Origin of the sequence: Dyella sp. BiH032, from assembly GCF_031954525.1 — a bacterium.
In the GTDB taxonomy this organism is placed as follows: domain Bacteria; phylum Pseudomonadota; class Gammaproteobacteria; order Xanthomonadales; family Rhodanobacteraceae; genus Dyella_D.
Map to the genome: position 1 here is coordinate 19,432 of NZ_CP134869.1, position 23,778 is coordinate 43,209.

Sequence of the window (23,778 nt, forward strand, 5' to 3'; positions counted from 1 at the left end):
GGTTACTTCGCTCCTTCAGCCGCCAGGACACCGGCTGCGGTCAACACTTCCTGGCACATCGCCTTGAACTCCTGCGAGGCCGTGCGATTGACGGTCCCACGGGGGCCACGCCACACCGGCATCGCACGCGCAAGCGCGTCCTGCACCGCTACACGCTCTTTCAGGACGGTTTGCAAAATGGGGAGCTGCTTCTCGCGAGCATTGGCGAGCGTTTCACCGTGCGACTTGGCGCGGGTGTTGAAGCGGTTGACCACGAAACCAAGCAGGCGATGCCGCGGGTTGTAGGTGGAACGCACGCGCTGCAACTGCTGCTGGAAGCGCGTCGCACCGGTAAGGCCGTAGGTGTCCATCTGGACCGGGCTGACGCTGCCATCGGCGGCGGCCAGGCCAGCCAGGTAGCACAGCGGCGCATTGGTCGGCGTGTCGATGAGGACGATATCGAAGTTCTTGGCCATCGCGCGAAGGTGCGAGCTCGCACGCTTCACAAACACCTTGCGATCGCCGTCGAGCTCTGCCAGGAGGTCGAGGCGGTGATCGGACGGCAGAAGGAAAATATTGCCGTTACTGCCCGGCACTTCCACGGGCTTTACCTGGGCCGGGTCAAATTCCTCGCCGAACAGCTCGGCCGTCGTTGTGAAGCCGGCCGGACGCTGGAAGCCAATCAGTGAATCGGAAAGGTTTCCCTGCGGGTCAAGATCCACAGCCAGGACACGGAAGCCGAGCACTTCGGCTGCAAAATGGATCAAATGGCGAATCACGGTGGTCTTGCCTTCACCGCCCTTGAGATTTGAGCACGCAATGACGACGTGCCGGGCCAAGACGTTCAGGTTGAGCTTGAGCATGTGGTTTTGTCTCCCCTCGGGATTTGGTTTAGCGATCGCCTGGCGTTCGCTTCGGTTTGGTCCGCCTGCAATCCCGACACCGGGTTGCGGGCAATTCATCGCTCTCTCGAAATGCCGCATTCCCGCGGCAAGTGAAGTATCACACAGACAGGATATGTAGTCAACACTTTCAGCAATACTTTTACACAAAAAAGGGCCGCCTGGGCGACCCTTCGTCATTCGGTTTTCGCGGCGAAAAGCGGTGCCGTCACAGCCGCTCGATATGCTCGAGCCGCCAACTCGCAAGGCTCGGGCGATCGGGGAAGCTCGTGCGTGCAAGCTCGCGCACAGCCCTCGGGAAAACCTCAGCCTCCGTAGGTGCGTGCACGTCTACATAGCCGTCATAGGCAGCCCACATGCCAGGCGCACTGCGAAGATGGCACCGAAAGCGCGCAAACACCGGCTCAGCTTGGTCACACATGTTGCAGCCCTCCTACGTTGGTTGCCGCTTCTTCGTTGCGGCGCTCTTGATAGCCATCCATCCAATCTTGCGCGAGCTCGATCGCCCCCTCGCCCGGCGCAAACCCGTCGATCAACATGCGAAATGTGGCGCAGTCCGTCGCCACCCAGCTCTCCTGGCGCAAGGCGGCACGATACCCCGCTCGCCTGGCCTGCTGCTTCTTTTCCGGAGTCACTTTGCTCATTAGTGGGCCACCGGCTGCGCTTGAATTAGCACGTCCAAACCAGCCAGCGCTTTCACATTGGTAGATACGTCGGCCAGGGTGTCGAAATGCTTGACTCCCCCGGTGTTCAGACGACCAAGAGCGAGGCGATTGGTGTAAACCTGCCACCGCCCTGTCACCGGACACTGACGCGCCATGTATTCCACGCCTCGACTTACGGCCGTGTAATACGTGTGTCCTTCGACAACCGAGCAAGTAATCATGTTCTTCGTCATTGCATGACCCATCCGCCGTCTGATGGGAGTATTATACTAATGACAGGATATGTAATCAATACCCGCGCAGGAAATTCGCAACTTTCCGCGGATCACGATTGCCGCACGTAGTCCTCGAGGCGCCACAGGTTGGCATCCAAGCTGCCGCGCACCCCCTGCCGATGCAGCTCGCGCATCGCCAAACAGAAAACCTCATCCTTGACGTTATCGATGTGATCCGGCACTTGAACATCCACCCACACGTCTACGAGAGGCGTGATCCCCTTAGTGCCAACAATCCCGTTGACGCTAACAATCCGGGCGCGGTACGCGCTACGCGGGGCCGATGCAAAGTCAACAAAGCCAGTGTTGTCCATAGATCCTCAATGTAAGGGCGGGCCACACGCCCCGCTTAAACAGGGGGCCACAATTGTTTCGTGTGCATGATACGCATAACGTCTATGTCATTATCTTTCGTTACCTCATAGATAATGATGTAGTTTGATGTAACGGGTATCTCGCGTGTCCCCGAAACCTTCCCTACGCGGTACATCAAAGGATTACGTTCCGCCTGAATCAATTTCGCCGAAAACTTTTCGTCAAGCGCATCTGCCGCCAAAGGGTTATCCGCTTCGATGCGATCGAAAATGAGTTTTCTGTCTTCCCGTGCCTTGCTGCTCCAAATAATCGCCATTAGGTGTTGCTCCAAAACTGAGGCCTTTTAGGCCGCCTCACGCCTTACTGCCATCCCGGCCTTTTTTCCTGGCTGCCGCTCGCCGTTCTGCAAACTCTGCCTCTACCAATTCGTTCGGCATCCTGGGCGTCGTCTCGTCGCGAGCCGCCTGGACGGCTTCTTGAAGGTGGCGAACATACGCCGCCGCCTCATGCGTCGCCCGCATTGCCTCCGATCGATCGGCCCGCGTCCTCGTCCTTATGGTGGCGTCTGCAAAGCGCGTCGCGTCCACCTGAAAATGCGAAATGCCGATACCCGCCAGGTACGAAATCAAGGTGTCGATCTTGGTAAACAGGCGCAGATGGCCGCTGCGACTTGCTGCCAATGCGCGCACCTGGCCGCCTGCCTTTACGACGACGTGCCACCCACCACGCGCACCGTAAACCTGCGCATCTTCGACGGCGCCCGCTTTGATGACCTCGGCGAGCCTGCCGTGGTCAATCGCAGGCAAAGCCCCGATATCGAATTGGTGAAGCGTATTAACTGCCATCACGGCACCTCCTGCAATTTACAATTAATCGTACCGCAATTTACTATTATTTGCAAGCCAGGTGGCCCGCTCATCGACCGACAAGGTGCCAGCGAACGGCGTGCGCGCCAGGTATTCCTGCTTCGCCTGATCCGCTTCCACCCACCTCCCACCTTGCCCTACCTCCACTGCCTGGCCGCCTTGCGCCGGCCAAGCCAGCACCACCCAAATCATCTGCCGCATATAAGTCACCTAAGTTTTCGCCGCGAAAAATGGTCGCGGCGCACTCGTTCCGATTCCGGGTTTTCGCCGCGAAAACTGCGGCGAGCGCCAGTTAGATCCTGGCCGCTACCGCGGCAATGAAGTCCTGAGCCATCAGCGGCGGAACCGCATTGCCTAGCATGTGAACGGCCAGCTTGTGTTGCGCCGGCAAGCGGTAGTCGGTCGGGAAACTCATGGCGGCCCGGTTCTCGTCTTTCGACAGCATGCGCATGCGCCCACCATCAACGACGGCCCAGCGATCCCGCGTCGTAATGGTGCCGATCGGTCGAGCCAGAGACCGGCCCGTCTTGCCGGAGCCACTGCCGTAGTACGGCATGAGGAACCGTTCACCGTAGCTCTTGCGACCATTGAGGACGCGCTCAAGCGTAGACGGCGCGCGGCCAGGTCGATCGACCGGAGTCCAGTCGCCCTGGTCGAAGCGAATGAAGCTCGAAGCCGGCACGTGGGGCTTAGGGTCAAAGTGCAGTTGCAGCGGATGCTTGCTGCGGGTTGCCACGATCATCAGCCGTTCGCGATGCTGGGGAACGCCGTGGTCCGCCGCGTCCACGACATGCGGAGCCACCGCGTAGCCAAGGTCATTGAGGGCGCCGCACCAAGCGTTGAACAGCCGCCAATTCATCATGGCAGGCACGTTTTCGATCAATGCCGCCTTGGGCATGTGGCAGTCGAGCGCATCAATGATGGCAAAGGCCGTGGCGCGCGTAGCATCGTGATGCGGCCGCTCTTTTCCTCGCGCCGGGGAGTGCCCCTGGCAGGCAGGGGATGCAAGCAGCAAGTCATGCGCCGGCACCGCGGTCCAGTCTGCCTGGCGCAAGTCCTGGCAGACGTGCTGGGTTTCGGGATGGTTGGCCTCGTGGGTACGCACCGCCTCGGGCCAGTGATTAGCGGCCCATACCACCTGGGCGCCCGCCAGTTCAGCCGCGACCGTGAAGCCACCAGCCCCGGCGAACAGATCGACCGCACGAATGCCGGCAAGCGCGTTAGCGCCTGCCCGGTTCCCGCTTGCCAAGAACATGCCCCCGATCATGCCGCCACCTCGGCCGCCGCGGCGCGCACATGGGCCAGCACCTCGGCTTCGGTAAGCGTGATGCAGCCGAGGAATGTCCAGTAGGCCTGACCGATGGCGACGTGCCAGTGATACAGGGAGCCGCTAACCGCCTCGCCCATCGCGAATACGGCGTAACCGTCCTTGCCGGCAACAACATTGAACCGCGCGGGCGGCACCACGCCAAGCGCGAAGTCAAAGTCTTGTTCGGTGGACTGCTTGACCGGTTGAATCTGTTTCATTGCTCACTCTCTCGATAGCGCCGCACTCCCGCGACCTGAGAATTATCGCAATGACAGGATATGTAGTCAACACTTTTAGCAAGACTTTCTGCTTGTTTTCGCCGCGAAAACTCGACCCCTCATCCCTTCTTGTTCGGCGTCAGCTTCGCCAGAAGATCCGCGTTTGTCGCCTTGGCGGCGCCGAGCTGCCCCGACACCTCTGCGAGCTCAAGCCTTACCGACATTGCCTCCTCACGAGCCCTTGCCGCATCGCTACGCGCCTGGTCAAGCTGCACCCGAAGATCCGCGATCCACGCCTCAGCCTCGGTTTTTGCCGCGGCCTGAGCGGCGCCGAATTGCTTCGCCTCGGCCAACTCTTGGGCGAGGGCGCCCATGTCGATTCGCACCTGACTCAAGGTCTTCTCAGCCTGGTCAGTCCGCTCATTTGCCCGGTCAAGTTCTTCCGCGCATTGTGCAAGCGCCTCATCCACTTCGTCCGCCCGTTGGCTCGCCTTATCGGCTGCACCCTGTAGTGCGCGACGCTCGCCGTCAAAGCGTGCCGCCGCATCGTCCGTGGCCTGCTGCCAGATAACAGAAACCAGTGCGTTCACGCGATCGACAACTCCGGCCGGCGCCTTGTCGGTCGGTAACGCAACCTTCTCCGAACGCTCCTGGCGCCACGCGATAAAGGCGGGATGGATGGTGGAGTAAGAACCTCCGCCGAGCGCAGAACGGACAAGGGCCAGGGTAGGGCGCTTCCCTTCGGAAACAAGTCGATCCGCTACCGCCCAAACGTCCTCACGACTTACGCCAGCCATGCGACCCTCCGAGTATGTATGTAGTGAGATGTATAATACTACATACAACATACTACACGCAATGGCGCAACTCGTGAGACGGCGGGGGCGTAGGCTCCACGCATGGGGCGCAAAGTCGATTTGATGCTGTTGGGGCCGGGCGGGATCTGCGACGTCTGCGGTCATCCGGCCTACGATCTGCATCGAGCTGGATCGGATTGCATTCGATGCCGCGAGGGCATCTACATGCACCGTCGCTTTTGGCACGTGCGCGAATGTCCCGCGTGCCTGCGTGTCAGCAATATGCAATGCGCAGTGTGCGACGGAAACGGCGTGATTTCCGTGCCCCGGGAGGATCTGAATCTCGAGGATCTACGCCAGGAATGGCGATCGCTTGTGGACCGGCCAGGCGAAAAAGCGTCGGCCGCAGCCAAACTGCGTGCCTGGTGGGCTGACCAGGGCGCTTGAATTATTGAACGATTCCAGCTGCTCAGAGTTTAGTAATTCTCGGAAGCCTTGGCGCACAAGGGCTGCGAAGCCCCGCCGATCGCGATCGGGCATGCTGGCAGTTTCGTCCCAACCGCCTGTGACGCCCCACAGCGAGCCCCTATGTCTCGGAAGGGTAAGGCCAGGCTTTAGGGCTGAACGCCGTCGTTAGGCCTCGAGGCGGCCTCAAGGACTCGATTTCTCGAGGGTCCGGCCCCTTTCCCCGCTAAACCTTCGTGGAGATGCGGTGTACCTCCGTCCAGTTCCAGCGGATTGCACGCAACCGGCAAGCCTGGCCCAAGCCCGTAGGGCGCCGGGCCAGGCGTCACCCGGCCCTTAGCGGGTGGGCGGCCCGTAGGGTCGTCCAGCCGCTTAGGGTCCGCTAGGCCGAAACGCTACGGTGTGCGTAGGGACATAGAAAACTTGCCGGCATGGATGCCGGCGCATTTTCAAAGCCAGCGGCGTAGCCGTTGGCTGCTTTTGATGTGTAGAGAGGTTTTGGAATAGGAGGACACTTAGCCGGGGTGGGGGCGACACTTAAGGTCGTGCCTCGCCGCGCTCGAGGGCGTGGTGGCCACCGCGGCGCTGGCCAGGCGCAGCGATCGCCGGCAATTTCGCGCGGTTGCCGTCGCGTGTGGGCAGTTTTAGCGTGCGAAAAGAGGTGGATTTGGCCTGTTTTTAGGCCTTCGGGCACGCCTGTATCGAGCCAGGAGCTCTGCGGCCGTCAAACTGAGGGGTTGGGGCGCCTTAGCCTCGCCAGCGGCTCATATAGGCCGCCACGGAGCGCTCTAGCGCAGCGCCCGTGAGGCCCATGCGCTCAGCCTTGGCGCGATATTCAGCGGCAGCGGCACGCGATGCCGGCGTGCCATTGACGGCGCCGCGCGTTTGGTGCGTCAGAGCGCGCTCAGCACGCTTGCGGCCCTGTCGCCTGGCGACGGCCGCTAGGATGGTCTGCAAGCGCTGCACAGAGCGTTCGGCGGCCTTTGAGCCGCGGACTTTGACCAGCTTGTCCCACAGCCGCGCAACCTCCCAAAAATGGGTTGTAACGGCTTTGACGCTGGGCATGTTCAGAATGTCGCCATTCGACAGGCGCTCGAACTGCGGCGTCAGGTCAATTAATCCCAGCTCCCGCAAATCACGTAATCCACGGATCACGCGCGCAATCGAAATTTCGTCGGCTATGAGCTCGCCATAGGCCTTTTTTGCCAGGGTCGCGACGCTCATAGGAACTAAATACCGCGTGCCGTCAGGAAGCGGGGTAGGGGACTCGGAAACTACTACGCCGGTCGAAACATCGGCGTGCGACAGGATCGCGCTCAGAAGCGCACAACGGTTCGTCCTGGCGTCCTTACGGAGCGCCCTTTGGCGACTCTTTCCACGCACGCCAATACGCCCGAGAAGCGCCCCAAGGGCGCCCCGGCCGCGTTCCGCCCGGTCGATCACGTGGAGCGCGTCAATAATGACGTGCGGACGCTTTTCGCCCGTGGGGAGGTAATACGCGATGGCGTGATGGGGGGAGCCTAGTGCCGGCAATGCCAACCCCTTTCGGGGGGCATGGCACCTGACCAAAGGTAATCCATGAGTTCCCTCGTACCCGTTTTGCGGTTGCAAACCTCCGGGCAAGGGGCTACCATGATCGCAAATCTCACTGAGCGATCTGAGAGTTTGCCCCTCTCCGGTCCTGTTCCAAAAACCCTCGACGCGCCAACGTCGGGGGTTTTGTTTTTGGGTTGTCGGCTACTTCGTCAGTTGCCGTCTCTCCCCTACATATTGTGTCGTGGCTAGTCTAGCGGCCTAAACCCTTGTGCAGCAAGGGGTTCGACAGCACTCCTAAAAACTTGAGGGGTCGCATGCTAAAATTCTTGCGCGGGTGAAAACTCGCTCTCTCGGGTGCCGGCGATCGCCAAGGAAGGTGATCGACCGGCACCAATCATTTTCGCCCGCGAAAATTTCTGTTCAGGTTCGGCGGTCGCTCAGCGGACGAAATCGAGCCCTTGCCCCTTGTCCACTTTCTTCACGTTCAGCATTCGGTCAGATTGCTGAGCGCGCTCGAGCTGCCTCGGGAGGGCGGCTTGCACGTGGGGCAAAATCTCTCGCGCCTGGTGCCGGCGTAGGCCGGCATCCTCTGCCGCTCGCATGAGGGCAGGTTGGGCGGCGGCATGGTCATTCCCCCACGGGTTCCCCGGCTGGTCTTTGGCCCGCTGCCAGGTTTCCTCGGCCCATTGTTTGCGAGCCTGGGCCGTGGACAACGACGGCGAGGCCGCATCACGGCTGAGATTGTGAAACTCAGCCTCGAGCGAGGACGCCAGGCGGCCTCGCGGTGCCTCGAGTGCCACGCGGTCTAGCCAGCGCTGCGCGGCCTGCTCGGGCGTCAAGGTTGCCGTGAACTGCACGGTTTGGCCGAATTTGAGCCCTTCGCCGTTGCCCGGAAGATCCTGGGCATTGGCAACGACGAAACGATCCGGGCGGCGCTGAAGCATGATGAAGTGCTTGCGCTCGCCGTCCATTACGAGAAAGTCTCCGCGGTAGTCTTGGCCCGGCGTGGTTGTGCTGAGGTAATGCTCGCGCCAGTCGGCGCCAAGGGCCGCGCGATTCTGCTCGAGGAAATCGGCTGCGATGCCCAACGGGCGCGCCCTGGTCGGGTCGCTGAGCTCATCGAACATGCGTTGCATGGGCTCGAGATTGCCGCGGGTGGCGGCGATCGATGCGGACACCATGCGCTCCCGCGAAACCCCCGTGAAGTCGAGGGAATGGCCGGCTTCTTGGGCCAGGCGGCCGATATAGGCCACCTGTGCGCGGCCGTTGCCTTCCCGAAAGGGGTGTAGCTCGTTGATTTCGGCAAAATGCTGGGCGGCCTTGTGCGCGAACGTCACGCGATCGAGGCCTCGAAAGTTGTTCTCTGCGGCCACGCCACCAAAGATCCGCCCGGCTTCCTGCTCGATGCGCTGGGGCGACGTAAAACGGGTGACGTCCTCCCCGTCATCGAACGCGGCTTTGCCGAGCTCGGTCGTGCGCGCCTGGCCCGCCCATTCATAGACGTCTTGAAAGACGTGACCGTGAATGGCCTTAAGGCGGTCGAAGCCTTCGTGCTGGAAGGCGCCGGAGTCCTCGAGCGTGGCGGTGCGCAGGGCGGTAACGCGCGCCTCTTTGAGCTTGAGTGTCGCCTCATCGGTGATGCCAAGCTTGTTCTTGAGGACGCCGTTGGGCTGCTGGTAGCTGTCCACGGTTAGTCAGCCAAGAGCTGCGCGATCGCCTCTTGTTCGGATACCTGCCCCTGCACCCAAGCCTCAAAGACCGCCTCGCTTGCCTGGTCGCGCTCGAGGTCTTCGATGCGAAGGCTCACATCAGCCTGTCGCAACGCTTCACGCCGGCCCTCGACGGTTTTCAGATTCGGCATTTCCGTGTCCCCCGTGTTCTTCTTCGCCTGTTTGGCGATCGCCGCACGTGCGCGGGGATCGTCCTGGGCGAGCGGTTCCCAACCCAAGTGACCGTGCTTATCGCGAACTGCGATATCCGCCAGGAAGGTTGAACGACGCAGCGGGTTGCGGAAGACGGCAACTTCACCCGCGTAGGTAGGTTTGCGCGGGCAGGTAGTCGAAACGCTCATGCTCTTTCTCTAGCCCCTGACAATCCTCGAGGCGCAGGCCGGTTGACGGCTCAACCGATGAGCAAATTATACATATCCTGTCATAGTTCCGCAAGCGATCAGGTTCGTTTTCGCGGCGAAAACTGCCCCTTAACTCCGTCGCTCAACCCGAGCCAGCGCCAAAGCATCGCTCAGGTCAATCACATTCCATTCGTACTGCATGCCCGACTGCTCCGGCCAAGTTTCGGCTCCTGCGGCGCCCAACAAGATAAACATGCTGGGAGGTCCGTAGAGACGGCCGCGCAACTTTGGCGACGGGTCATCACGAAATGGCCCTGAATGACATTCGATATCGCTCAACTCGGCAGGCTCACCCGCCTCCGTGATACATACGGGCGTCGTAGGTGCAACGCCTTGTTTTAGCAGCGCACCGAGAACGTCATGCAAACCCTGCAAGGTCATGGCGTCGATTCTCCCTAGACCTTGGCAGGCCGGCCGCTCATGGGGCGAGACGCGCGTCTGCGGGTCAGGAGCTCCGCGGCGGTAGAAGCCCCGGCCAGCGCCACCACAAAACCACCTAGCCACACCAAACCGCAAAGGACGAACACGGTGATCCAATGGAGGTCTGAGCCATGCTCTGGAATCCAACGGTTGAGGGCGTCCCATAGCGGCGAAATGGTGAAAGACCAGCCGGGCACGAAAGACAGCATGCCGGCGGCGATGCCAATCACCATCGGCTTATATCCTTCCTCGCCCCTGGCCTCACGGACACCGCTGATTGCGCACAGCGCAAGACCGGCAACGGCAAGCACAACAAACCAAGCTGTTTCCAACACCATTACATCGCTCCTTATGTCTTGTCCCTGGTGAGGACGTGCAAGAGTTCCCAAAAGGCTAGGTGCATCGGGCGCCCGCCCGTTCCCTCGGTTTCCCAGCGCTGCCAGCCGCTTTCCGTGACCATCAGGAGGGCCGCCGCCTCTTTGCGGGTGAGCCCCAAACTCTCGCGTTTGGCGAGGATGGTCGCGGGTGCCGGCTTGGGAAGATCCACGGGCGCCACGTAGTCGGGGCGCACCTTGAGTTTGAACAGCTTGAAAAAAGCCGGGTGCATGCGATTGCCGCCGTTCGCCTGGCCTTGCTCCCACTTCTGCCAGGTGATGAGGGGCGAGTACACCAACGCCGCGGCGGCGGTTTGCGATAGATCCGCGTCGATGCGGGCCGCCTTAATGGCAGCAGGATCGGGCGTCGCAGCGTCGTCATCCGCCTTCTTCTTCCTCGAGCGGTTCGGGTGGTTGACCATTACTCTTGTTCCATAGGAGGACACGGCGGGTGTGCCGCGCCTCCATTGTATGTTGCTCCTGGGCTGCATTAGCTCTCCCGCTTCGCGTGGACATGGACGTAATGCGTGGACCCAAAGCAGTACAGCCAGGGGGTTTCACGGTAAGTCTTGCAGTCGGTCATTCCGTCGAAATCAGTGCCGATGTACTTGTTCGCGATCGCCTCAGCCGCGGCCAGGTCGCCCCCCTTGTCCACCTCCACCGTGATTGAGTTGCCCATCGAAAAGCGGCTCATACGCACAGATGCCTTGATCTTCGCGAGCTTGAGCTCGGTGCGAAGGTTCTTCGCCGCCGTGCGGACGCAATACTTATCCGGCGCCGCTTCAAGGTGCTTGTTAGCCGCCAAGAGATCCGCGCATGCCTGCTGGAAAGCGGCCTTGCGTGCATCCTCCGCCGAGTGCTTATCGGCGAGCACGCGCTCAGCCTTAGCAATGAGACCGGCAATGAGCTCCGGCTCCACAACGATCGGGAGAATGGTCATCGGGCGCAGGCCCGTGAAGCTGCCGGGGTTCACGTAGGACCGCGAGCCGTCTTCCCACACTACGGTATGCGCCGTGTGGGCAACTTCGACCACCGTGCCCAACTTGCTTGCCATCTGTGCATGGCCCGGATGCTTCACGCGGCGGCCAACGACAAGCTGAGAGACCGGAAGGGACGAAATGGTCATTGTGTTTCCTGGCCCCTGACAATCCCCGAGGCGCGGGCGTGGCTGAGTGCTCAGCCGATGGGACTATTATACATATCCTGTCATGCCTGGCAACACTTTTCGCCGCGAAAACTCACTTGCGCTTGGGTGTCGCCTTTCGCTTGCTCGAGCTCTTGCTCGTGGGCGAAGCCCGCCGAACACGGTTCTGCCTCTCAAGCTCCTTCACCCGGCCAACCAGCTCTGAGCGCCTTTCCTCTGCGGTCTGCAATCGGTCCCGCACTCGCGCCAATTCGCCGGCATGCTTTTCAGCCGCCCTTGCTGCGGCATCCTCGAGTCGCTTGACGCTGCGAGCACTGTCCTTGGCCGACTGACGCTGTGCGTCCACCTCGCGCAATAAGCGCTGCTGCTCTGCATCGAACCACTGCCGATCCCCCTCACGCTCCGCGCGTGTCCGCGAGAGCTCGGCCTCGAGGGCTTTGCGATGCGCAGCGATCGTGCCGGCCTCCATCAACGCAGCATCGCGCTCGCCCGTCACCTGCTGTAGCCGTTGCTCGGCATCGATCCTGGCGCGATCGGTGAGCTCTAAGCGTCCCCGGAGCTCAGCCACTTCGAGCGCGCGTGCTTGGCTGGTCTTCTCGAGCTCCTGGCGATCAGCCTCGAGAAGCAGCCGGGCACCCTCGATCGAGGACCGTTCGGCGGCCAGCTCGTCCACCACCCCGGCCCGCGCATGCGTGAGCGCCACGGTCCACAGGTCTTTCACCATTTCACCCAGCGGTGCTGGCAGGGGAGGGCGTTGCTCGAGCGCGAGGAAACGCTCGCCCAGCGCCTCACGCCAGGCGTTGAGCTCCCGAACGATCGTGTTCGGACTTCCGCCGCCTAGTCGCGCCCGCACCGCCTCGACGGTCGGATTCTTGCCCGCGGCCAAGATGGCATCGGCCGCCTCTCGCACTGCTGAGGGATTCGCGATCACGTTCAACTGCCGCATAAAGGCGCCTCGATTTCGGTAGGCCGTTTGAGCGCTTCAAGCTACGATAACCGGGGATTATCGTAGGCTGCTGCCGCGATCAATAGTATTTGATAGCTACTATGGCATAACCACTATGAGTACGTTGGCACCGATTAGATTGCCCGCGAGCGTGGATGCGGATACGGCCGCCTGGCTGGGAGAGCTCGCGCGGCAGGGAATGCCGGCGAACACGCTCACGGCGACCCACGCCGCCGCGCGCTATTGGCGCGCGTGGCATGCCGCGCGCTTTGGTTCACCATTGGATCTAACGGCAGGGATCGCGGTAGACGTGGCTTTGACCTTCGTGGCCGATCACGGCGCCGTAGAAACGCCCACAGGCGCGGCTAGCGCCCTTCCGCCCTCAGTGGATGCTCTTTTGGTCGCGCAGGGCGCCAAGCGCCGGCCAGGGCCGCCCGCGTACCGCACGTGGCATCAGCGACTATCGCTTGTGTCTTCTGCGCTCGCAGCCCTGGGGTTGCCGAACGGCTGCGCCGCGCCCTCGGTGCTCGAGCTCGTAAGCAGGGCGAAACGGCCTGCCGCGACTCTTGGCCTCCTAGGACGGCGGCGCCCGGTGATCTTGCGCGACGCCCTGACGGCCATGCTCGCAACGTGCGACGACGGGTTAGCCGGCGTGCGCGATCGCGCCCTACTGCTGTTTGCCTTCGCATCGGGTGGCCGGCGTCGATCGGAAATTGCGGCGGCCAGGCTCGAGGATCTTCGCCAGCTCGAGCATGAGGGCGAGGTGGTCTACCTGTTCGGCATGGCGGGCGCCAAACGCCAGGAGCCCGGCCAAGTTCGCCACAAACCGCTCCGAGGATCTGCCGCAGCGGCGCTGCGCGCCTGGTTGCGTGTGCTCGAGGCGCGAGGCCTTGCTCGAGGGCCGCTATTTCGCGCCGTAAAGGGTGCGACGTGGATAGGGCAGGGGCGCCTATCAGGCCATGCCGTCAACGCGATCGTGAAGCGGCGCGCGGAACTCGCAGGGTTGCCGGGGAACCTAACTGCCCATGGCCTGCGGGGTGGCTTTCTCACTCAGGCCTATAGAGATGGCGTGGATCTGTTCGACGCGATGGCCCTTTCGGATCATCGCGACGTCAAAACAGTTCGTGAGCACTACCTTGAGGATTTCGAGGCGCTACGCAACCCTGCTGGATTGCTTCTCGATCGTTAGGTCATCACGCATGGCTGTGCTCACGCTTTTTGCGGTTTAGCTCTGCGAGCTCGGCATCAAGTTCGGCAATTCGCGCATCAATCTCCTCGATCCTGGCTCTGTTAATTTCGCCGAGGAAGCAACCGCCAAGGCCAATCAAGAACCACGCCAGAAGAAACGGGAAGAGGATGACGAAAGAGCCTTTCCATCCTGCTGGCACGCTATGCGTGACGCCCAGCACGACGAACGGCAATGCCAGGGAGCCCAGCCCAGCGAATAGGCACGCGATGGCAAGCGCGCGCCCTTGGCGCGAAGACACGCGGACCTGAACGCGCTTCCAAAAGCTCAGTTTGTCGGACAGGGAACGCAGGCGCGCGACAGCTTTCATTCTGCGTATGCCTCCACGTCGAGGCCGAGCTCGGCCTCGGTGAGAAGTCCGTCGATCTGCTCGCTTCCGAAGCGCTCGAGTGCTTCGGCCGGAATGCCAATAGCCTCGGCGACGTCTGCGCAAGCGTCCTCGTTCTGTGTCGCTTCGTGGGCCACCTTAACCAGCATGCAGAGGTGGGAGTCGGGCAGGGTATTCAACATGTCACGGATCGACACTGGAAATCTCCGAATGGTTGTTGGCTTGTGATGAATTGTCGGCGATCAAGCTCAGGCCTTGAGCGGCGGGTGCGCCTGGCCGCGCTCACGGTTGAACGCGCGCATGTCGTCCCACAGGGACGCTAGGACGCGAGCCGCATGCGTCCACGGCGCCGCCCGGCCGTTGCAGGACGAAACGCCATTGGGGCCGATGACGCCGGCAGTGTCCTCGAGGGCGAATGGGCCGAAAGTGTGCTCGTGCATCACGCCGGCGTCGGTGTGATTCTCTTTAAGGAGCCAGGTCGTCGGGGCGTCGGTGGTGTCAGCCGTGAGCTGGCACGTCACGTAACGATCAGGACCAAGATCCGTGTTGCTGAGCAAGTAGTCCACCACGTCATCAAAAACCGCATCCATGAGCGCGGCAAAGAAAACGTAATAGCGCGAGCTGCATGCGGGGCAGCGTCCGACCATGAGCGTAGGGAACCAAGCGGTCGGCGTCTTCTGTTCTTCGGTAAGGTGCTCGAACAGCGCGCCTACGCTGTCTCCGTCATCGAGCCAGTAACGGCGGCCAGGCACCTCAGCGCCGTCAGACTTGGCGATGAATACAACCTCTTTGCAGGCCGGGCATTGAAGCTGTACCGGCGTGGTGATGCTCTGCGTTGCGAATTGCATTTGCTTCTCCGATCAAGCCGTGAGATTGGTCGGCACCGGCCGCCCGTAGTCATCGAGCTCGGTGTACCTGGCGCCATAGGCGTGGGCGATCCGCTTGGCCGCGTCCTTCGGGACGTGGACGGCGATCGTTGCTGGCCCGAGGCGGCGCCGACTCACCACGAAATGCCCGCCCATCGGGTTCATGTGCAAGCGCATGCGATGGCGCGGAATGTTGTGAGCCGCGAAAATCACTGCGCCGCTGTAGAGCCTGCCCTTGAAGCACAGGAGGGACGTGTTGCCGTTGATCGTCTTGAGGACGTAGTGGTTCGAGCCGTCATGCCATGGGATTTCAGGGGCTTCGCGCAGCGCGACTGCGCGAAGCAAAGAGCGAAAGGGCGCCAGGATCATTCGGCCAGCGCCTCGAGGCGGGCCAGCGCGTCGGCGCGCGCTTTCCGCGGCCCTTCCTTGTGCATGTAGACGCGGCACGCGCACAGGTCACGCTCACGAATGACGTCGCCGGCATCGAGCCATTCCTTGACACGGGCGCCGATCGCCGGGAACTCCTGAGCCAGTTCAGCGAGCTCTTTGAGGCTGCGATTGTTTAACGGGTCGAAATCATCGGTTTCGCGCATGGGTTCCCATGCGTGCATCTTGGCGCCGGTCCAGCAAGCCAGGCCGAAGACTGCGGACGCAGCGGCGACCACGCCACCGAAGAAAATCCAGCCCGCGACTGCCGCGGCGGCACAAATTACGGCGCAGACCTTGAGCGCCGCCACTTGGGCCGCGTTGTTCGGCGGCGCCAGGTTGAATTGACGAAAGCGGGCGCGTGCTTCTTCGACTTCGGCCGGCGACATGGGTCGGTGATCGAACGGGATAGGCATGGGGATAGCTCCGTGGTTTAGGGTTGGGGCCGTTAGGCCTGAATGTTGCGCAAGCGCTCCACCGCATCAGTGCGCTCTTTCAGTTCGTCCAAGTTCGCGGCGAAGGCCGCGCACGCCCAAAGGTCGCGCTTGCGGAGCGTCTTTCGCTCTTTCACCCAAGCCGTGATGTGCGAATGCAGCTCGGGATAGGTTTCCGCCATGTCCGCCATCCGGTTGAGCTCACGCGCATCTAGCGGTTCAATCTCATCAAGCACGCCGGGCCGGCGATGCCGGCTTTCCCATGCTTCGACTCGTGACCACATGAAGCAAAGAAAACCGATCAGGCACGCAGCGATGGCGACCCACGGCGCTCCGAAAATGCCACCCACGGCAAAGCCGGCAAAAATGAGCACGATGCCAAGAGCGACGAACTTGGTTTCTGCGGTAGGGCGGCCAGGCGCGATCGGCGGCGGGGTGTGCTTCTTCTTGAGCGTCGCGGCCGTCGCGTCGTCATAGCATTCGTGCGTGAACTTGGGTGCCATGTGGTTTCCTGCCTGCTGGGGTGGGGCGGGGCGGCATTGCTGCCGCCCCTGGGTTGTTAGTCGATCGCCGTGCGGATCTGCTTCCATTCCGCATGCTCGCGGGCGTACTCCAAGAGATATCGGTAGAGCTGGCAAAAACTGTCCTGCCGCGTGGTGTTGGCGAGCTGGTTCAGCATGTAGAGGGTGGCGATGATGCCGGCCGCAGTGCCGCCGACGTGCACGGTGCATTGCGCGCCCTGGCAAACAAGGTCGTAGGTATCGATGCCGCTGGGCGCCATGAAAAAGCCGCCGTTGCTGAGCTCGAAATAGTTCCAGTAGGCGCCGCGGTAGTTCGGGCAGAGCTTGCCCATCCAGCCATAAACAAGACCTTCCGCGCGGAGCATGTAACGCATGCCGAAATACTTGGGGAGCATCTCTAGGCGCTTCTTCTCCCCCTCAACCAGCGTTGCGGTGATCGAGTCGAACTGTGCGGCGGCTTGGTTGTGCATGGTGTTTCCTGGCCCCTGACGATCCCCGAGGCGCGGGCGTGGCTGCAAACTCAGCCGACATGGCTATTATACATATCCTGTCACGCTTGGCAACACTTTGGATTATCTTTTTATAATCAAGCGCGCTACAGGTTGAGGAAGTCCTCGACATAGTAGGCCTGGCTCTGGCCTTCCTCGTCGTAGTACGGACACGGCCGGTAGTACCAAGGCGGCGGCCCGCCCATTTCATGCCGGCATGCCTGCTCATCGATGACGTTTTGAAAGTCCGCATAGTGCGACGCGAAGTCACGGAAAGGATCACCAAACGCCTGAATGTGCTGCATGAATTTCTCGAGCCCGCTGGGCGAAAGTTTCCGCTCAATGGTCATCACCTGTTATCTCCGTCTGCTTCGCTCCGTCGAGTCGCGACGTATATAACGACCGCCGCGCCCGTACCTTGAAACTCCCCCTGATAAACCTGGCTCCATTCGGATGCCCAGCCGGGGAGAAGATCCACGCCGCGCAGTGACGCCGGCACCACCGCACACAACCGCCCGCCAGGCTTCACCAAGCCCGCCGCGGCCAACACGTGATCCCTTGCCCGCCCTTCGCTAAACGGGGGGTTCATGAGCACACGCGAGAACGTTGGCCCACGCCCCGCAGACCACGCCAGGAAATCCGCATTCACCACCGCAAAACCCTTGCCTTTGAGCACTGCGCAGTGGAGCCCGGACACCTCAACGCATACGGTGCGGTCCTTCGGTAGCAGATCCGCGATCCCGCCTTGGCCTGCGCTCGGCTCGAGGCAACTGCACGTGTCATCGAGCTCGGCGCGGCGCACTAGCTCCTTAGCGATCAACCGCGGTGTCGGGTAGAACTGGTGTGACTGGCGCTCGGGTAGGCACCCGGTCAGGAGCACATGCTTGATAGCCTCGCTTGCGTCATAGTCGAACCTGGCCGTCCAGTCATTCACGTACACGCCTCCCAACGCTTCCAGCACCTCGCGCAACTGCTGCGCGCTTGCTTTGCTTTCTTTGCACTCGAGGTAGGGCAAGGTGAGTTCATGGCCGTCGCCTGTTTTGCCCTTGCATCCGTCGAGCAAGCGAAGCACCGCGAACGGGAGTGGGGTTTGTATCAGGTCGTATTTCTTGGATGGCTTCTTAGGCGCCGTGCGCTGGCCGCGCGGGATCGCCTGGGGGTACAGGTGCGCAAGCACAGCATTGAGGCGCCATGCCATGTCGGGATGCACTTCGATATGCGCCGTGCCGACTTTGTAGACGCGGATGCGCAGCGCGCCGCCGTCGATGGGGTGCCACTTCCCCGGCACCTCCTGACACAGCTTTAGAACGCAGTTGGATGCGTCGTGGCGCGGCTCATCTCGACCCATGAACTTCGCAATGACTTTGCGAAGATCGTTGATATACCCGGCCTTGGTCGTGTTCAAAAAGCCGTAGTCGTCAATGACGCCGGCAACGATCATGCGCGTGTTGAAGCCCGAGCGCAGATTGGTGACGTGGGTGCGCGATAGCGTGCGGAAAATGCCGTCTACGCGCTCAGCGAAGAATTGCGCCCTCGAGGAAAGGAGCGAGGCGATCGTAGGGCGGACAGCATCGAGGTTGTAATCGGGCGTCGTATTCGTGCGAATGGCCTTGTCCCATTCATCGCGACGTGACTGCGGCATGCAGTCGTAGACGTCGGTGAGGGCGAGCGTGCGTTGCCAATACTCGCTATTGAGCGCGGCGATCGCCTTTTTCTCACTAAAAAGCCTGTCCACGTCGGGACGGCCGTGAGAAAAATCGTAGGCCTTGAGGAAGAACGACACCGCGCCCGATTCACGGTGGATCTCGCGCGCAAGGTGCTGGATGCGATGGCGAGTGTAGGCGTAGGCCTCAAACAACCCGCCCAAAACGCCGCGGTCGGAAAACAGCCGGTCAGAGGCTTCGTTGTCGAGCAATGCCGACAAGGGGCCGGCAGGCAGAGAGAGTGCTGTCGTCATGTCTTGGCTTAGCCCCTGATTATCTCCGAGGCGCGAGCGGCCGAGAGGTCGGCCCATTAACTAATGGTATACATATCCTGTCATCTTCGCAAGCAATAAAAAACCCCTCGGGGGGAGGGGTTTCCTTTGAGGCTGCGTTGGGGTGATTAACGCGATCACTCAAAGCTCGCGCGCCAAGCCTGGTTTGCTACTGGATCAGCATATCGTCTTCGGTAACGCCGCGATCGAGCGCGTCACGGTACCACGCGGGCTGTTTACCGCGGCCGGTCCATGTCTCCTTGGGATTGGCCGGATTGCGGTACTTCTGAGCGACCGACGTGCCTTTAGAGGGATGCGACCGACGCCCGGACGAACGCGCGCCCGCCATTACTTCGTCTAGCGTGAATCCGTGCTTGGCAAGTAGGGCGTTAATTTCTTCGCGCACCGCCGCGCGGGCCTGCTCTCTCAGTTCTTGCGCTCGCTTCTCGGCATCCCCGATTACATCGAGGACTTCCGTATAGCTCAGCTTCGAGAGGTCAACTTTTCCCATGAAATCACGGCCGGTAAGTGGATTTGCGAACGCAATATAATCGAAAACTCTCATGATAACTATTGTGCCCTTCCATGAATGCGGTCGATTAGATGGGATAATCGTTTGCCGTCAATAAGTTCGATTGGTTTGCCATCGGCAAATGCCCTGGCCTCCCTGGTGAAGCCGCCCGAAGTCACGACGGCGATCGCGTGGGCTTGGTGATGCACCATGAGGCCAAACATTTCCCGCACCTGGGGCGCTCCAACACTCTTAGCGCGCCAGTGCTTGCATTGAACGAGGGTGAGCTCCCCACGCTTGCGGAGCCGAAGATCCACGCCGCCATCGGCGCCGCCGAGGCCGGTTTCTTCAACGCGATAGCCCCACTGCCGGAAAACCTCGCCCACAAGCCGCTCGAAGTCCTCCCAACCGAGACTTTGCACGGTCGCAAGGCTCGACTGCTTGGCAAGGAGCCGGCGCCGCCGCCGTTCTTGCCAGTAGCTCTGGGCGCCGCGCAGCCAGCAATAGGCGCACGCCAGCGGCCCGGCCAGGCCCAACGCTGCGGACACCACGGGTGAGCCGTAGGGATTGACGTGGACCGCCCTGGGAAGCGCAACAGCGAGCACGAGGTACAGGGCGGCGCCGATAACAAAGTACCAGTGCCACTCGAGCGCCTGGCCGCGCGAGGCGCGTTGACGGGTAGGGCGCCTCGGCATGCGTGCCCTCACCGGGACGTGCGGCGGTTAGCAAACCATGCTGCCGCGACCACCGCGGCGCAGATGGCAAGCGTCGCGAGGACGCTATGGCCTCGAACAAGCGCGCCGATCGCGCGGTATACCGCCGATCGCGCGGCGGCGTTGATGAGCATGTCTACAAAGGAATGGCCGCGCATGCGTGGCTTCGGTCCTTACGGGCGTGCAAGGGTCATGGCTGCGTCCTCTCCGATGAGGCGCGCGTAGCCGGTCGTAGGTGGTTCGCGCACCTCGGGCATCGGCTTGCGAGATTGCCGCAGTGGACGATGGCGAACTCGGTGCCGACCACCCAGCACGACGGAGTAATGTGCCGTGTTGGTGATCCCGCCGACCGGCCATTGCCAACGGGTCGTGTAGGCACGGCTCGTGTGGAGCATCCGCTCGAGAATATCGACGCGGCTGCGCGGGAAGGGGAAGCCCATTTCCTCCCAATAGCTCGTGAAGACAGTGCGACCACAGCCGCGGTAGCGCATCGGCTCAGGCTTCGCCTGAACCATCAAAATCTCGTCGCGATACAGCATGTGCATGCTTCCTTGCGTTACCTGGCGGACCAATCGGGAATAGCGGAGATGAGTTTGGTGTCCTGCACCCAGCCCAATGCAGCGCCACACTTGAGCTGCGCATCTACGATCAGGTCGTGGATCATGCGCATCTGTATGGGCTTGTTCTCGTACCAACCAAGCAGCTTATGCAGCTCGTGAATCGTGTACGAAATGAAAAGCGCGGCATTCACCGCACCCACAAACCCCTGGGCGGGATCGGTGGGGTTCCAGCCCGATAGGTCGCGAAGCCTGCTGATGCACTGACCGGCTTGGATCAGTTTGTCCTCAAGTGCATTCAGCTCAGCACGGAGCTGATCCCAATCGCCAGCGCCGTTGCCGTTAAGCGCGCGAATGGTTTCGATGCTGCCAAAAGCTTTCGGTGTAGTGGTGGCGTTGCTCATGCTTCGTAGATCCTTCTTGCAAGTGCGAGGCAAACTGAAAGGGCGCGAAGCAAATGCCTCGCGCCCGTGGTGTTAGAAACGGTAGCTGACGCCAAACGCCAGAACGGGATAACCGCCGAGCACCTTGACGTCGTGATTGATCGAGTCCTCCTGCGCCTTCACGTCGCCGGGCGGCACCTGGGCGGCCAGGCCCGACGAAAGCGTGATGCGCGTGGTCGGGTTGCCAAACTGCAAGCCGATATCGCCGTACACACCCCAGCCCGCATGCGACGGCGCGTGGCCCCAACCGATGCCGAGATAGGGCACGTTCTTCGGGAACTTGATATTGACCTTGGCCGACTCGCCGGCAAGCGGATACTTGACGTGGTTGATCGTGACGGTGCCGGTACCGCCATCGGCTTCGCCGTCGAAATGGTTGTTCGTGTTCACGTAGCCGGCGGTGACGCGAAAAGTGCCGGCAAACGGGAACCAATCGCCGTAGACACCGACGTTCTGCAAGTGCAGTCGGCCCTTGTACTGCGAGCCGCTGTTGTCGTAGGTGCCGCTGTAGCCGAGGCCGGCGTATTCGCCGCGCACGGCGAAACGATCATTGATCCCGTAGCTGTAGCCGCCGCCGACGCCAGTCGTGCCCACGCCGAGATAGACCTCATTGCTCGCGGCCGTGGCAGCGGAAGCAGCGGTGAGTGCAACGATCGAGGCCAGGGCGAGGGTGAGCTTGTTGTTCTTCATGAGTGCTGATGTGTCCTTGGGATTTTGAAGTCGGACATGTCTCAATGTCTGTTCGCAATGCGACATGCCCCATTTTTCGCCGCGAAAACTGCGGCCCTTCCGCTGCGCTTACAGCGGCAAATCGTCGTCGTCGTCCTCGAAGCCGCTGGGCGGCGGCACGTCGTCGTCATAGCGACCATGCGGCGCAGACGCGGCCTGACTGCCGGTGCCGATGAGCTGGAACTCGTGCGCAATGACTTCGGTCACGTAGCGCTCAACGCCATTCTTGTCGGTGTACTTGCGCGTGCGGTTCTTGCCGGTGATGAGGATTTCGCGCCCGGTCTTCACGAACTCGACGGCCACCTCAGCGTGGCGTCCGTAGAGTTGAACGCGGTGCCATTCGGCATGGCTCTTGAGCTCGCCGGTTTGTCGATCCTTCCAACGCTCATTGGTCGCAAGGTCGAGCTGGCAGGCGGCCTTACCGCTATTCGTGTGACGCAACTTCGGCGCCTGACCGGCGTTGCCGATCAGCGTGACTCGATTGAGGGATGCCATTCGGTACTCCTGGGGGATGCTGCTTTGTGAGAGGTGAGGACACTCGCCACATGTCCGTAATGTCGGCCGGGTACGGGAAAACCTGAGCCCGGCCAGGCGATAAGCGATTCGGCTTAGGCGCGCAGCACGGTCAGATGACCGAGCAATTCGACACGCTGCGCAGCGAGCTTTTCGACGGCTTCGCCAAGAACCGTGAAGCGGACGCCGGCCAGAATCAGGCGTCCCGCGGTGTCCTGGGCCACGTCTTCATCGGGGCATGCGGTGAGCAATTCGGCGGCCTGGGCGACCAGGGCGATATCGTCGGCAGTGGTGCGCGGGTAGCTGACAGACAGCGACGCGGGCTCGGGGATGCTTGCAATGCGATCAGCGATTTTCGCGACGGCGGCGGCGAGCTGCGGCCGGGAGCCAGTCAGCGCGGCAGCGGCGTTGCGGAGAGTATCGACGCAAGACATGGTGATCCTTAGCCCCTGACGATCCCCGAGGCGCGGGCGTGGCCGAGTGGTCAGCCTGTCATGTCATTATACATATGCTGTCATTATATGCAACGACTCAAGATTATCTCTAGATAACTGCGTCGTCACCGCTGAGCGCGCTCCACAGACTGCGCGTTACCTCGTCACTGCAAGTGCATGCGTAGGTGGACAGGTACAGCAAGGCGCGATCGGAAATGTCGGCCATCGGCACGCGCAACACGGCGGCGAAATGGCTACGCGCCCGCTCCGTATCATGCCCGCAAGTTTCGCAGCCAAAATCCTCGCTCATGGCGACGCCTCAGTTGCGGCCCCACGAGTGATTAAGCCGGTTCCAGACATCCATGTAGTATTTCCGCCCGTTCTCGCGGTCGGTCCATGCGTTGTACTTCCCTATGCCGGTCCAAAGATCGGGAGCGCTGGCGATGCCTTCTTGCAAGATCATCGTGCCGACGAAAATGTTCGCGCACTCGTTGTTGAGGATCTGTTCCTCAGTAACGCCACGCTTGCCTAGCTCGTACAGGTTGCCGCTGTTGATCTGCATCGGACCAATGTCATAGGTCCGAACACCTTTTTTATTCGGTTTGTTGTAGACCTTCTGCCCGATCTTGCCGTGCTCTTTGTCGAGCACGACATGCACAAGCATCTCGAGCCCATCAACCGACAACACGTCGCTTGGTCGATGGTAGAACTCCGCGGCCATGCGCACGCACTGCCGGCGCTCAGGCGTAACGTTCCGAGGCGGTGTGAATACAAACCCCGCGGCAAGCGCGACGACGGCTAGGGCGGCCATCACTGCACCACGACGACGCTGTTATTCGGGATGCCGCTTGGCAGGCTCGCAACGACGTTTCCCAGCCCGTCCAAGAGGTTTGTGCCGGACGACACGCCGGCAACTAGGCCTTGCTCGCGAACCTTCGCCACGATGCCCGCGGGATCGCGGAGATTGGCGGCAGGAGTGTAGGCGTAGGACGTGCCTGCGCGCACGTAAAGGCCCGCACCTGGCCAGGCAACAAACCATGACGGCGCTCCGGCTGAAGCGAAGCTCACCGCGGACGTCGTGCCGGCGTTAGCCTGGGCGTACTTACTCCCGAACGTACCAATCTGCTCGAGCATGAGCGTGACGTTAGTCACTTCCGAATCATGCAAGGTTTGGCGGGCGCGTGCGATATCCACCGATGAGATGAATATCGACGCGATCAGGAGCATGCAGGTCAGCATGACGGTGTACATA

39 protein-coding genes are annotated in these 23,778 nt (G+C 61.5%); 2 read left to right on the forward strand and 37 right to left on the reverse strand.

The genetic code is table 11. From position 1 onward, the window contains the following. Positions 1-2: 2 nt before the first annotated feature. From RKE25_RS23135 to RKE25_RS23175, 9 genes are all read right to left on the reverse strand, one after another. Positions 3-842, reverse strand: coding sequence for a ParA family protein (locus RKE25_RS23135; protein WP_311842712.1), 840 nt, complete (start codon positions 840-842; stop codon positions 3-5). A 452-nt stretch (positions 843-1,294) separates the two neighbouring features. Further along, the gene (locus RKE25_RS23140; protein WP_311842713.1) at positions 1,295-1,525 is read right to left on the reverse strand and encodes a hypothetical protein; all 231 of its coding nucleotides are present in this window, start codon (positions 1,523-1,525) and stop codon (positions 1,295-1,297) included. Beyond that, positions 1,525-1,779: a hypothetical protein gene (locus RKE25_RS23145; protein ID WP_311842714.1), complete on the reverse strand. Its 255-nt coding sequence runs from the start codon at positions 1,777-1,779 to the stop codon at positions 1,525-1,527. The genes RKE25_RS23140 and RKE25_RS23145 overlap by 1 nt, the downstream gene beginning before the upstream one ends. 92 nt (positions 1,780-1,871) lie before the next feature. Next, positions 1,872-2,135, reverse strand: a complete 264-nt coding sequence (locus tag RKE25_RS23150) for a hypothetical protein (protein ID WP_311842715.1) — start codon at positions 2,133-2,135, stop codon at positions 1,872-1,874. 35 nt (positions 2,136-2,170) lie between these two features. Further along, entirely contained in the window at positions 2,171-2,452 is a 282-nt protein-coding gene (locus RKE25_RS23155; protein WP_311842716.1) for a type II toxin-antitoxin system RelE/ParE family toxin, read from the reverse strand. A 37-nt stretch (positions 2,453-2,489) separates the two neighbouring features. Beyond that, positions 2,490-2,981 carry a hypothetical protein gene (locus RKE25_RS23160; RefSeq protein WP_311842717.1) on the reverse strand — a complete coding sequence of 164 codons (492 nt, stop codon included), beginning with the start codon at positions 2,979-2,981 and terminating at the stop codon, positions 2,490-2,492. A gap of 313 nt (positions 2,982-3,294) precedes the next feature. Further along, entirely contained in the window at positions 3,295-4,209 is a 915-nt protein-coding gene (locus RKE25_RS23165) for a DNA cytosine methyltransferase (RefSeq protein WP_311842726.1), read from the reverse strand. Positions 4,210-4,265: 56 nt separating this feature from the next. Further along, on the reverse strand, positions 4,266-4,529 hold the full coding sequence (locus tag RKE25_RS23170) for a hypothetical protein (protein ID WP_311842718.1): 264 nt from the start codon (positions 4,527-4,529) through the stop codon (positions 4,266-4,268). Positions 4,530-4,648: 119 nt separating this feature from the next. After that, positions 4,649-5,326: a DNA-binding protein gene (locus RKE25_RS23175; RefSeq protein WP_311842719.1), complete on the reverse strand. Its 678-nt coding sequence runs from the start codon at positions 5,324-5,326 to the stop codon at positions 4,649-4,651. Between the two features lie 102 nt (positions 5,327-5,428). Here RKE25_RS23175 and RKE25_RS23180 point away from each other — a divergent pair, with 102 nt between their 5' ends. Beyond that, positions 5,429-5,773, forward strand: a complete 345-nt coding sequence (locus RKE25_RS23180) for a hypothetical protein (RefSeq protein WP_311842720.1) — start codon at positions 5,429-5,431, stop codon at positions 5,771-5,773. A 765-nt stretch (positions 5,774-6,538) separates the two neighbouring features. Here the strand turns inward: RKE25_RS23180 and RKE25_RS23185 are convergent. The 8 genes from RKE25_RS23185 to RKE25_RS23220 all read right to left on the reverse strand — a co-directional run bounded on the left by RKE25_RS23185 (position 6,539) and on the right by RKE25_RS23220 (position 12,342). After that, positions 6,539-7,015: a hypothetical protein gene (locus RKE25_RS23185; RefSeq protein ID WP_311842721.1), complete on the reverse strand. Its 477-nt coding sequence runs from the start codon at positions 7,013-7,015 to the stop codon at positions 6,539-6,541. A 749-nt stretch (positions 7,016-7,764) separates the two neighbouring features. Next, entirely contained in the window at positions 7,765-9,015 is a 1,251-nt protein-coding gene (locus tag RKE25_RS23190; RefSeq protein WP_311842722.1) for a Fic family protein, read from the reverse strand. A 2-nt stretch (positions 9,016-9,017) separates the two neighbouring features. Beyond that, on the reverse strand, positions 9,018-9,398 hold the full coding sequence (locus RKE25_RS23195; protein ID WP_311842723.1) for an antitoxin VbhA family protein: 381 nt from the start codon (positions 9,396-9,398) through the stop codon (positions 9,018-9,020). A 129-nt stretch (positions 9,399-9,527) separates the two neighbouring features. Continuing rightward, a complete protein-coding gene (locus tag RKE25_RS23200; protein ID WP_311842724.1) occupies positions 9,528-9,839 on the reverse strand; it encodes a hypothetical protein in 312 nt (103 codons plus the stop codon). Between the two features lie 14 nt (positions 9,840-9,853). After that, complete coding sequence (locus tag RKE25_RS23205; protein WP_311842657.1) at positions 9,854-10,216, reverse strand: hypothetical protein; 363 nt, start codon at positions 10,214-10,216, stop codon at positions 9,854-9,856. Between the two features lie 11 nt (positions 10,217-10,227). Continuing rightward, a complete protein-coding gene (locus tag RKE25_RS23210) occupies positions 10,228-10,674 on the reverse strand; it encodes a hypothetical protein (protein ID WP_311842658.1) in 447 nt (148 codons plus the stop codon). A 68-nt stretch (positions 10,675-10,742) separates the two neighbouring features. Beyond that, positions 10,743-11,378, reverse strand: a complete 636-nt coding sequence (locus tag RKE25_RS23215) for an LPD29 domain-containing protein (RefSeq protein ID WP_311842659.1) — start codon at positions 11,376-11,378, stop codon at positions 10,743-10,745. Between the two features lie 112 nt (positions 11,379-11,490). Then, positions 11,491-12,342 (reverse strand): DNA-binding protein, encoded by an 852-nt coding sequence (locus tag RKE25_RS23220; RefSeq protein ID WP_311842660.1) that lies wholly within the window; start codon positions 12,340-12,342, stop codon positions 11,491-11,493. A gap of 592 nt (positions 12,343-12,934) precedes the next feature. Between RKE25_RS23220 and RKE25_RS23225 the strand changes: the two genes are divergently transcribed. After that, entirely contained in the window at positions 12,935-13,531 is a 597-nt protein-coding gene (locus tag RKE25_RS23225) for a tyrosine-type recombinase/integrase (protein ID WP_311842661.1), read from the forward strand. 4 nt (positions 13,532-13,535) lie between these two features. Here the strand turns inward: RKE25_RS23225 and RKE25_RS23230 are convergent, their stop codons facing one another. The 20 genes from RKE25_RS23230 to pilM all read right to left on the reverse strand — a co-directional run bounded on the left by RKE25_RS23230 (position 13,536) and on the right by pilM (position 23,777). Beyond that, the gene (locus RKE25_RS23230) at positions 13,536-13,898 is read right to left on the reverse strand and encodes a hypothetical protein (RefSeq protein ID WP_311842662.1); all 363 of its coding nucleotides are present in this window, start codon (positions 13,896-13,898) and stop codon (positions 13,536-13,538) included. Beyond that, entirely contained in the window at positions 13,895-14,098 is a 204-nt protein-coding gene (locus RKE25_RS23235) for a hypothetical protein (RefSeq protein WP_311842663.1), read from the reverse strand. Before RKE25_RS23235 ends, RKE25_RS23230 begins: the two co-directional genes overlap by 4 nt. A 66-nt stretch (positions 14,099-14,164) precedes the next feature. Beyond that, the gene (locus tag RKE25_RS23240) at positions 14,165-14,764 is read right to left on the reverse strand and encodes a hypothetical protein (RefSeq protein ID WP_311842664.1); all 600 of its coding nucleotides are present in this window, start codon (positions 14,762-14,764) and stop codon (positions 14,165-14,167) included. Between the two features lie 12 nt (positions 14,765-14,776). Further along, the gene (locus tag RKE25_RS23245; RefSeq protein ID WP_311842665.1) at positions 14,777-15,151 is read right to left on the reverse strand and encodes a hypothetical protein; all 375 of its coding nucleotides are present in this window, start codon (positions 15,149-15,151) and stop codon (positions 14,777-14,779) included. After that, the gene (locus tag RKE25_RS23250; protein WP_311842666.1) at positions 15,148-15,624 is read right to left on the reverse strand and encodes a hypothetical protein; all 477 of its coding nucleotides are present in this window, start codon (positions 15,622-15,624) and stop codon (positions 15,148-15,150) included. The genes RKE25_RS23245 and RKE25_RS23250 overlap by 4 nt, the downstream gene beginning before the upstream one ends. 32 nt (positions 15,625-15,656) lie before the next feature. Further along, a complete protein-coding gene (locus RKE25_RS23255; RefSeq protein ID WP_311842667.1) occupies positions 15,657-16,145 on the reverse strand; it encodes a hypothetical protein in 489 nt (162 codons plus the stop codon). A gap of 56 nt (positions 16,146-16,201) precedes the next feature. Continuing rightward, complete coding sequence (locus tag RKE25_RS23260) at positions 16,202-16,633, reverse strand: antirestriction protein (protein ID WP_311842668.1); 432 nt, start codon at positions 16,631-16,633, stop codon at positions 16,202-16,204. Positions 16,634-16,758: 125 nt separating this feature from the next. Then, the gene (locus tag RKE25_RS23265; protein WP_311842669.1) at positions 16,759-17,004 is read right to left on the reverse strand and encodes a hypothetical protein; all 246 of its coding nucleotides are present in this window, start codon (positions 17,002-17,004) and stop codon (positions 16,759-16,761) included. Next, positions 17,001-18,608: a DUF4942 domain-containing protein gene (locus RKE25_RS23270; protein WP_311842670.1), complete on the reverse strand. Its 1,608-nt coding sequence runs from the start codon at positions 18,606-18,608 to the stop codon at positions 17,001-17,003. The genes RKE25_RS23265 and RKE25_RS23270 overlap by 4 nt, the downstream gene beginning before the upstream one ends. 187 nt (positions 18,609-18,795) lie before the next feature. Further along, positions 18,796-19,191 carry an H-NS histone family protein gene (locus RKE25_RS23275; RefSeq protein WP_311842671.1) on the reverse strand — a complete coding sequence of 132 codons (396 nt, stop codon included), beginning with the start codon at positions 19,189-19,191 and terminating at the stop codon, positions 18,796-18,798. Positions 19,192-19,196: 5 nt separating this feature from the next. Beyond that, positions 19,197-19,832 (reverse strand): restriction endonuclease, encoded by a 636-nt coding sequence (locus RKE25_RS23280; RefSeq protein WP_311842672.1) that lies wholly within the window; start codon positions 19,830-19,832, stop codon positions 19,197-19,199. Between the two features lie 8 nt (positions 19,833-19,840). Further along, a complete protein-coding gene (locus RKE25_RS23285) occupies positions 19,841-20,008 on the reverse strand; it encodes a hypothetical protein (RefSeq protein WP_311842673.1) in 168 nt (55 codons plus the stop codon). Positions 20,009-20,023: 15 nt separating this feature from the next. Next, complete coding sequence (locus RKE25_RS23290; protein WP_311842674.1) at positions 20,024-20,389, reverse strand: hypothetical protein; 366 nt, start codon at positions 20,387-20,389, stop codon at positions 20,024-20,026. Between the two features lie 17 nt (positions 20,390-20,406). Continuing rightward, positions 20,407-20,811: a hypothetical protein gene (locus RKE25_RS23295; RefSeq protein ID WP_311842675.1), complete on the reverse strand. Its 405-nt coding sequence runs from the start codon at positions 20,809-20,811 to the stop codon at positions 20,407-20,409. A 72-nt stretch (positions 20,812-20,883) separates the two neighbouring features. Continuing rightward, on the reverse strand, positions 20,884-21,540 hold the full coding sequence (locus tag RKE25_RS23300) for a hypothetical protein (RefSeq protein WP_311842676.1): 657 nt from the start codon (positions 21,538-21,540) through the stop codon (positions 20,884-20,886). A gap of 108 nt (positions 21,541-21,648) precedes the next feature. Then, positions 21,649-22,074, reverse strand: coding sequence for a single-stranded DNA-binding protein (gene ssb, locus RKE25_RS23305; protein WP_311842677.1), 426 nt, complete (start codon positions 22,072-22,074; stop codon positions 21,649-21,651). A gap of 113 nt (positions 22,075-22,187) precedes the next feature. Beyond that, positions 22,188-22,526: a hypothetical protein gene (locus RKE25_RS23310; protein ID WP_311842678.1), complete on the reverse strand. Its 339-nt coding sequence runs from the start codon at positions 22,524-22,526 to the stop codon at positions 22,188-22,190. A gap of 109 nt (positions 22,527-22,635) precedes the next feature. After that, positions 22,636-22,836, reverse strand: coding sequence for a hypothetical protein (locus tag RKE25_RS23315; protein WP_311842679.1), 201 nt, complete (start codon positions 22,834-22,836; stop codon positions 22,636-22,638). Between the two features lie 9 nt (positions 22,837-22,845). Continuing rightward, the gene (locus RKE25_RS23320; RefSeq protein WP_311842680.1) at positions 22,846-23,337 is read right to left on the reverse strand and encodes a lytic transglycosylase domain-containing protein; all 492 of its coding nucleotides are present in this window, start codon (positions 23,335-23,337) and stop codon (positions 22,846-22,848) included. Next, positions 23,337-23,777, reverse strand: a complete 441-nt coding sequence (pilM, locus tag RKE25_RS23325; RefSeq protein WP_311842681.1) for a type IV pilus biogenesis protein PilM — start codon at positions 23,775-23,777, stop codon at positions 23,337-23,339. The genes RKE25_RS23320 and pilM overlap by 1 nt, the downstream gene beginning before the upstream one ends. Position 23,778 lies beyond the last annotated feature (1 nt).

What these genes read in the sequence shown, in the direction of transcription:
- RKE25_RS23135 (WP_311842712.1), bottom strand. Translation starts at nt 842, where the DNA reads ATGCTCAAGCTCAACCTGAACGTCTTGGCCCGGCACGTCGTCATTGCG.
- RKE25_RS23140 (WP_311842713.1), bottom strand. Translation starts at nt 1,525, where the DNA reads ATGAGCAAAGTGACTCCGGAAAAGAAGCAGCAGGCCAGGCGAGCGGGG.
- RKE25_RS23145 (WP_311842714.1), bottom strand. Translation starts at nt 1,779, where the DNA reads ATGACGAAGAACATGATTACTTGCTCGGTTGTCGAAGGACACACGTAT.
- RKE25_RS23150 (WP_311842715.1), bottom strand. Translation starts at nt 2,135, where the DNA reads ATGGACAACACTGGCTTTGTTGACTTTGCATCGGCCCCGCGTAGCGCG.
- RKE25_RS23155 (WP_311842716.1), bottom strand. Translation starts at nt 2,452, where the DNA reads ATGGCGATTATTTGGAGCAGCAAGGCACGGGAAGACAGAAAACTCATT.
- RKE25_RS23160 (WP_311842717.1), bottom strand. Translation starts at nt 2,981, where the DNA reads ATGGCAGTTAATACGCTTCACCAATTCGATATCGGGGCTTTGCCTGCG.
- RKE25_RS23170 (WP_311842718.1), bottom strand. Translation starts at nt 4,529, where the DNA reads ATGAAACAGATTCAACCGGTCAAGCAGTCCACCGAACAAGACTTTGAC.
- RKE25_RS23175 (WP_311842719.1), bottom strand. Translation starts at nt 5,326, where the DNA reads ATGGCTGGCGTAAGTCGTGAGGACGTTTGGGCGGTAGCGGATCGACTT.
- RKE25_RS23180 (WP_311842720.1), top strand. Translation starts at nt 5,429, where the DNA reads ATGGGGCGCAAAGTCGATTTGATGCTGTTGGGGCCGGGCGGGATCTGC.
- RKE25_RS23185 (WP_311842721.1), bottom strand. Translation starts at nt 7,015, where the DNA reads ATGAGCGTCGCGACCCTGGCAAAAAAGGCCTATGGCGAGCTCATAGCC.
- RKE25_RS23195 (WP_311842723.1), bottom strand. Translation starts at nt 9,398, where the DNA reads ATGAGCGTTTCGACTACCTGCCCGCGCAAACCTACCTACGCGGGTGAA.
- RKE25_RS23200 (WP_311842724.1), bottom strand. Translation starts at nt 9,839, where the DNA reads ATGACCTTGCAGGGTTTGCATGACGTTCTCGGTGCGCTGCTAAAACAA.
- RKE25_RS23205 (WP_311842657.1), bottom strand. Translation starts at nt 10,216, where the DNA reads ATGGTGTTGGAAACAGCTTGGTTTGTTGTGCTTGCCGTTGCCGGTCTT.
- RKE25_RS23210 (WP_311842658.1), bottom strand. Translation starts at nt 10,674, where the DNA reads ATGGTCAACCACCCGAACCGCTCGAGGAAGAAGAAGGCGGATGACGAC.
- RKE25_RS23215 (WP_311842659.1), bottom strand. Translation starts at nt 11,378, where the DNA reads ATGACCATTTCGTCCCTTCCGGTCTCTCAGCTTGTCGTTGGCCGCCGC.
- RKE25_RS23220 (WP_311842660.1), bottom strand. Translation starts at nt 12,342, where the DNA reads ATGCGGCAGTTGAACGTGATCGCGAATCCCTCAGCAGTGCGAGAGGCG.
- RKE25_RS23230 (WP_311842662.1), bottom strand. Translation starts at nt 13,898, where the DNA reads ATGAAAGCTGTCGCGCGCCTGCGTTCCCTGTCCGACAAACTGAGCTTT.
- RKE25_RS23235 (WP_311842663.1), bottom strand. Translation starts at nt 14,098, where the DNA reads ATGTTGAATACCCTGCCCGACTCCCACCTCTGCATGCTGGTTAAGGTG.
- RKE25_RS23240 (WP_311842664.1), bottom strand. Translation starts at nt 14,764, where the DNA reads ATGCAATTCGCAACGCAGAGCATCACCACGCCGGTACAGCTTCAATGC.
- RKE25_RS23245 (WP_311842665.1), bottom strand. Translation starts at nt 15,151, where the DNA reads ATGATCCTGGCGCCCTTTCGCTCTTTGCTTCGCGCAGTCGCGCTGCGC.
- RKE25_RS23250 (WP_311842666.1), bottom strand. Translation starts at nt 15,624, where the DNA reads ATGCCTATCCCGTTCGATCACCGACCCATGTCGCCGGCCGAAGTCGAA.
- RKE25_RS23255 (WP_311842667.1), bottom strand. Translation starts at nt 16,145, where the DNA reads ATGGCACCCAAGTTCACGCACGAATGCTATGACGACGCGACGGCCGCG.
- RKE25_RS23260 (WP_311842668.1), bottom strand. Translation starts at nt 16,633, where the DNA reads ATGCACAACCAAGCCGCCGCACAGTTCGACTCGATCACCGCAACGCTG.
- RKE25_RS23270 (WP_311842670.1), bottom strand. Translation starts at nt 18,608, where the DNA reads ATGACGACAGCACTCTCTCTGCCTGCCGGCCCCTTGTCGGCATTGCTC.
- RKE25_RS23275 (WP_311842671.1), bottom strand. Translation starts at nt 19,191, where the DNA reads ATGAGAGTTTTCGATTATATTGCGTTCGCAAATCCACTTACCGGCCGT.
- RKE25_RS23280 (WP_311842672.1), bottom strand. Translation starts at nt 19,832, where the DNA reads ATGCCGAGGCGCCCTACCCGTCAACGCGCCTCGCGCGGCCAGGCGCTC.
- RKE25_RS23285 (WP_311842673.1), bottom strand. Translation starts at nt 20,008, where the DNA reads ATGCGCGGCCATTCCTTTGTAGACATGCTCATCAACGCCGCCGCGCGA.
- RKE25_RS23290 (WP_311842674.1), bottom strand. Translation starts at nt 20,389, where the DNA reads ATGCTGTATCGCGACGAGATTTTGATGGTTCAGGCGAAGCCTGAGCCG.
- RKE25_RS23295 (WP_311842675.1), bottom strand. Translation starts at nt 20,811, where the DNA reads ATGAGCAACGCCACCACTACACCGAAAGCTTTTGGCAGCATCGAAACC.
- RKE25_RS23300 (WP_311842676.1), bottom strand. Translation starts at nt 21,540, where the DNA reads ATGAAGAACAACAAGCTCACCCTCGCCCTGGCCTCGATCGTTGCACTC.
- ssb (WP_311842677.1), bottom strand. Translation starts at nt 22,074, where the DNA reads ATGGCATCCCTCAATCGAGTCACGCTGATCGGCAACGCCGGTCAGGCG.
- RKE25_RS23310 (WP_311842678.1), bottom strand. Translation starts at nt 22,526, where the DNA reads ATGTCTTGCGTCGATACTCTCCGCAACGCCGCTGCCGCGCTGACTGGC.
- RKE25_RS23315 (WP_311842679.1), bottom strand. Translation starts at nt 22,836, where the DNA reads ATGAGCGAGGATTTTGGCTGCGAAACTTGCGGGCATGATACGGAGCGG.
- RKE25_RS23320 (WP_311842680.1), bottom strand. Translation starts at nt 23,337, where the DNA reads ATGGCCGCCCTAGCCGTCGTCGCGCTTGCCGCGGGGTTTGTATTCACA.
- pilM (WP_311842681.1), bottom strand. Translation starts at nt 23,777, where the DNA reads ATGTACACCGTCATGCTGACCTGCATGCTCCTGATCGCGTCGATATTC.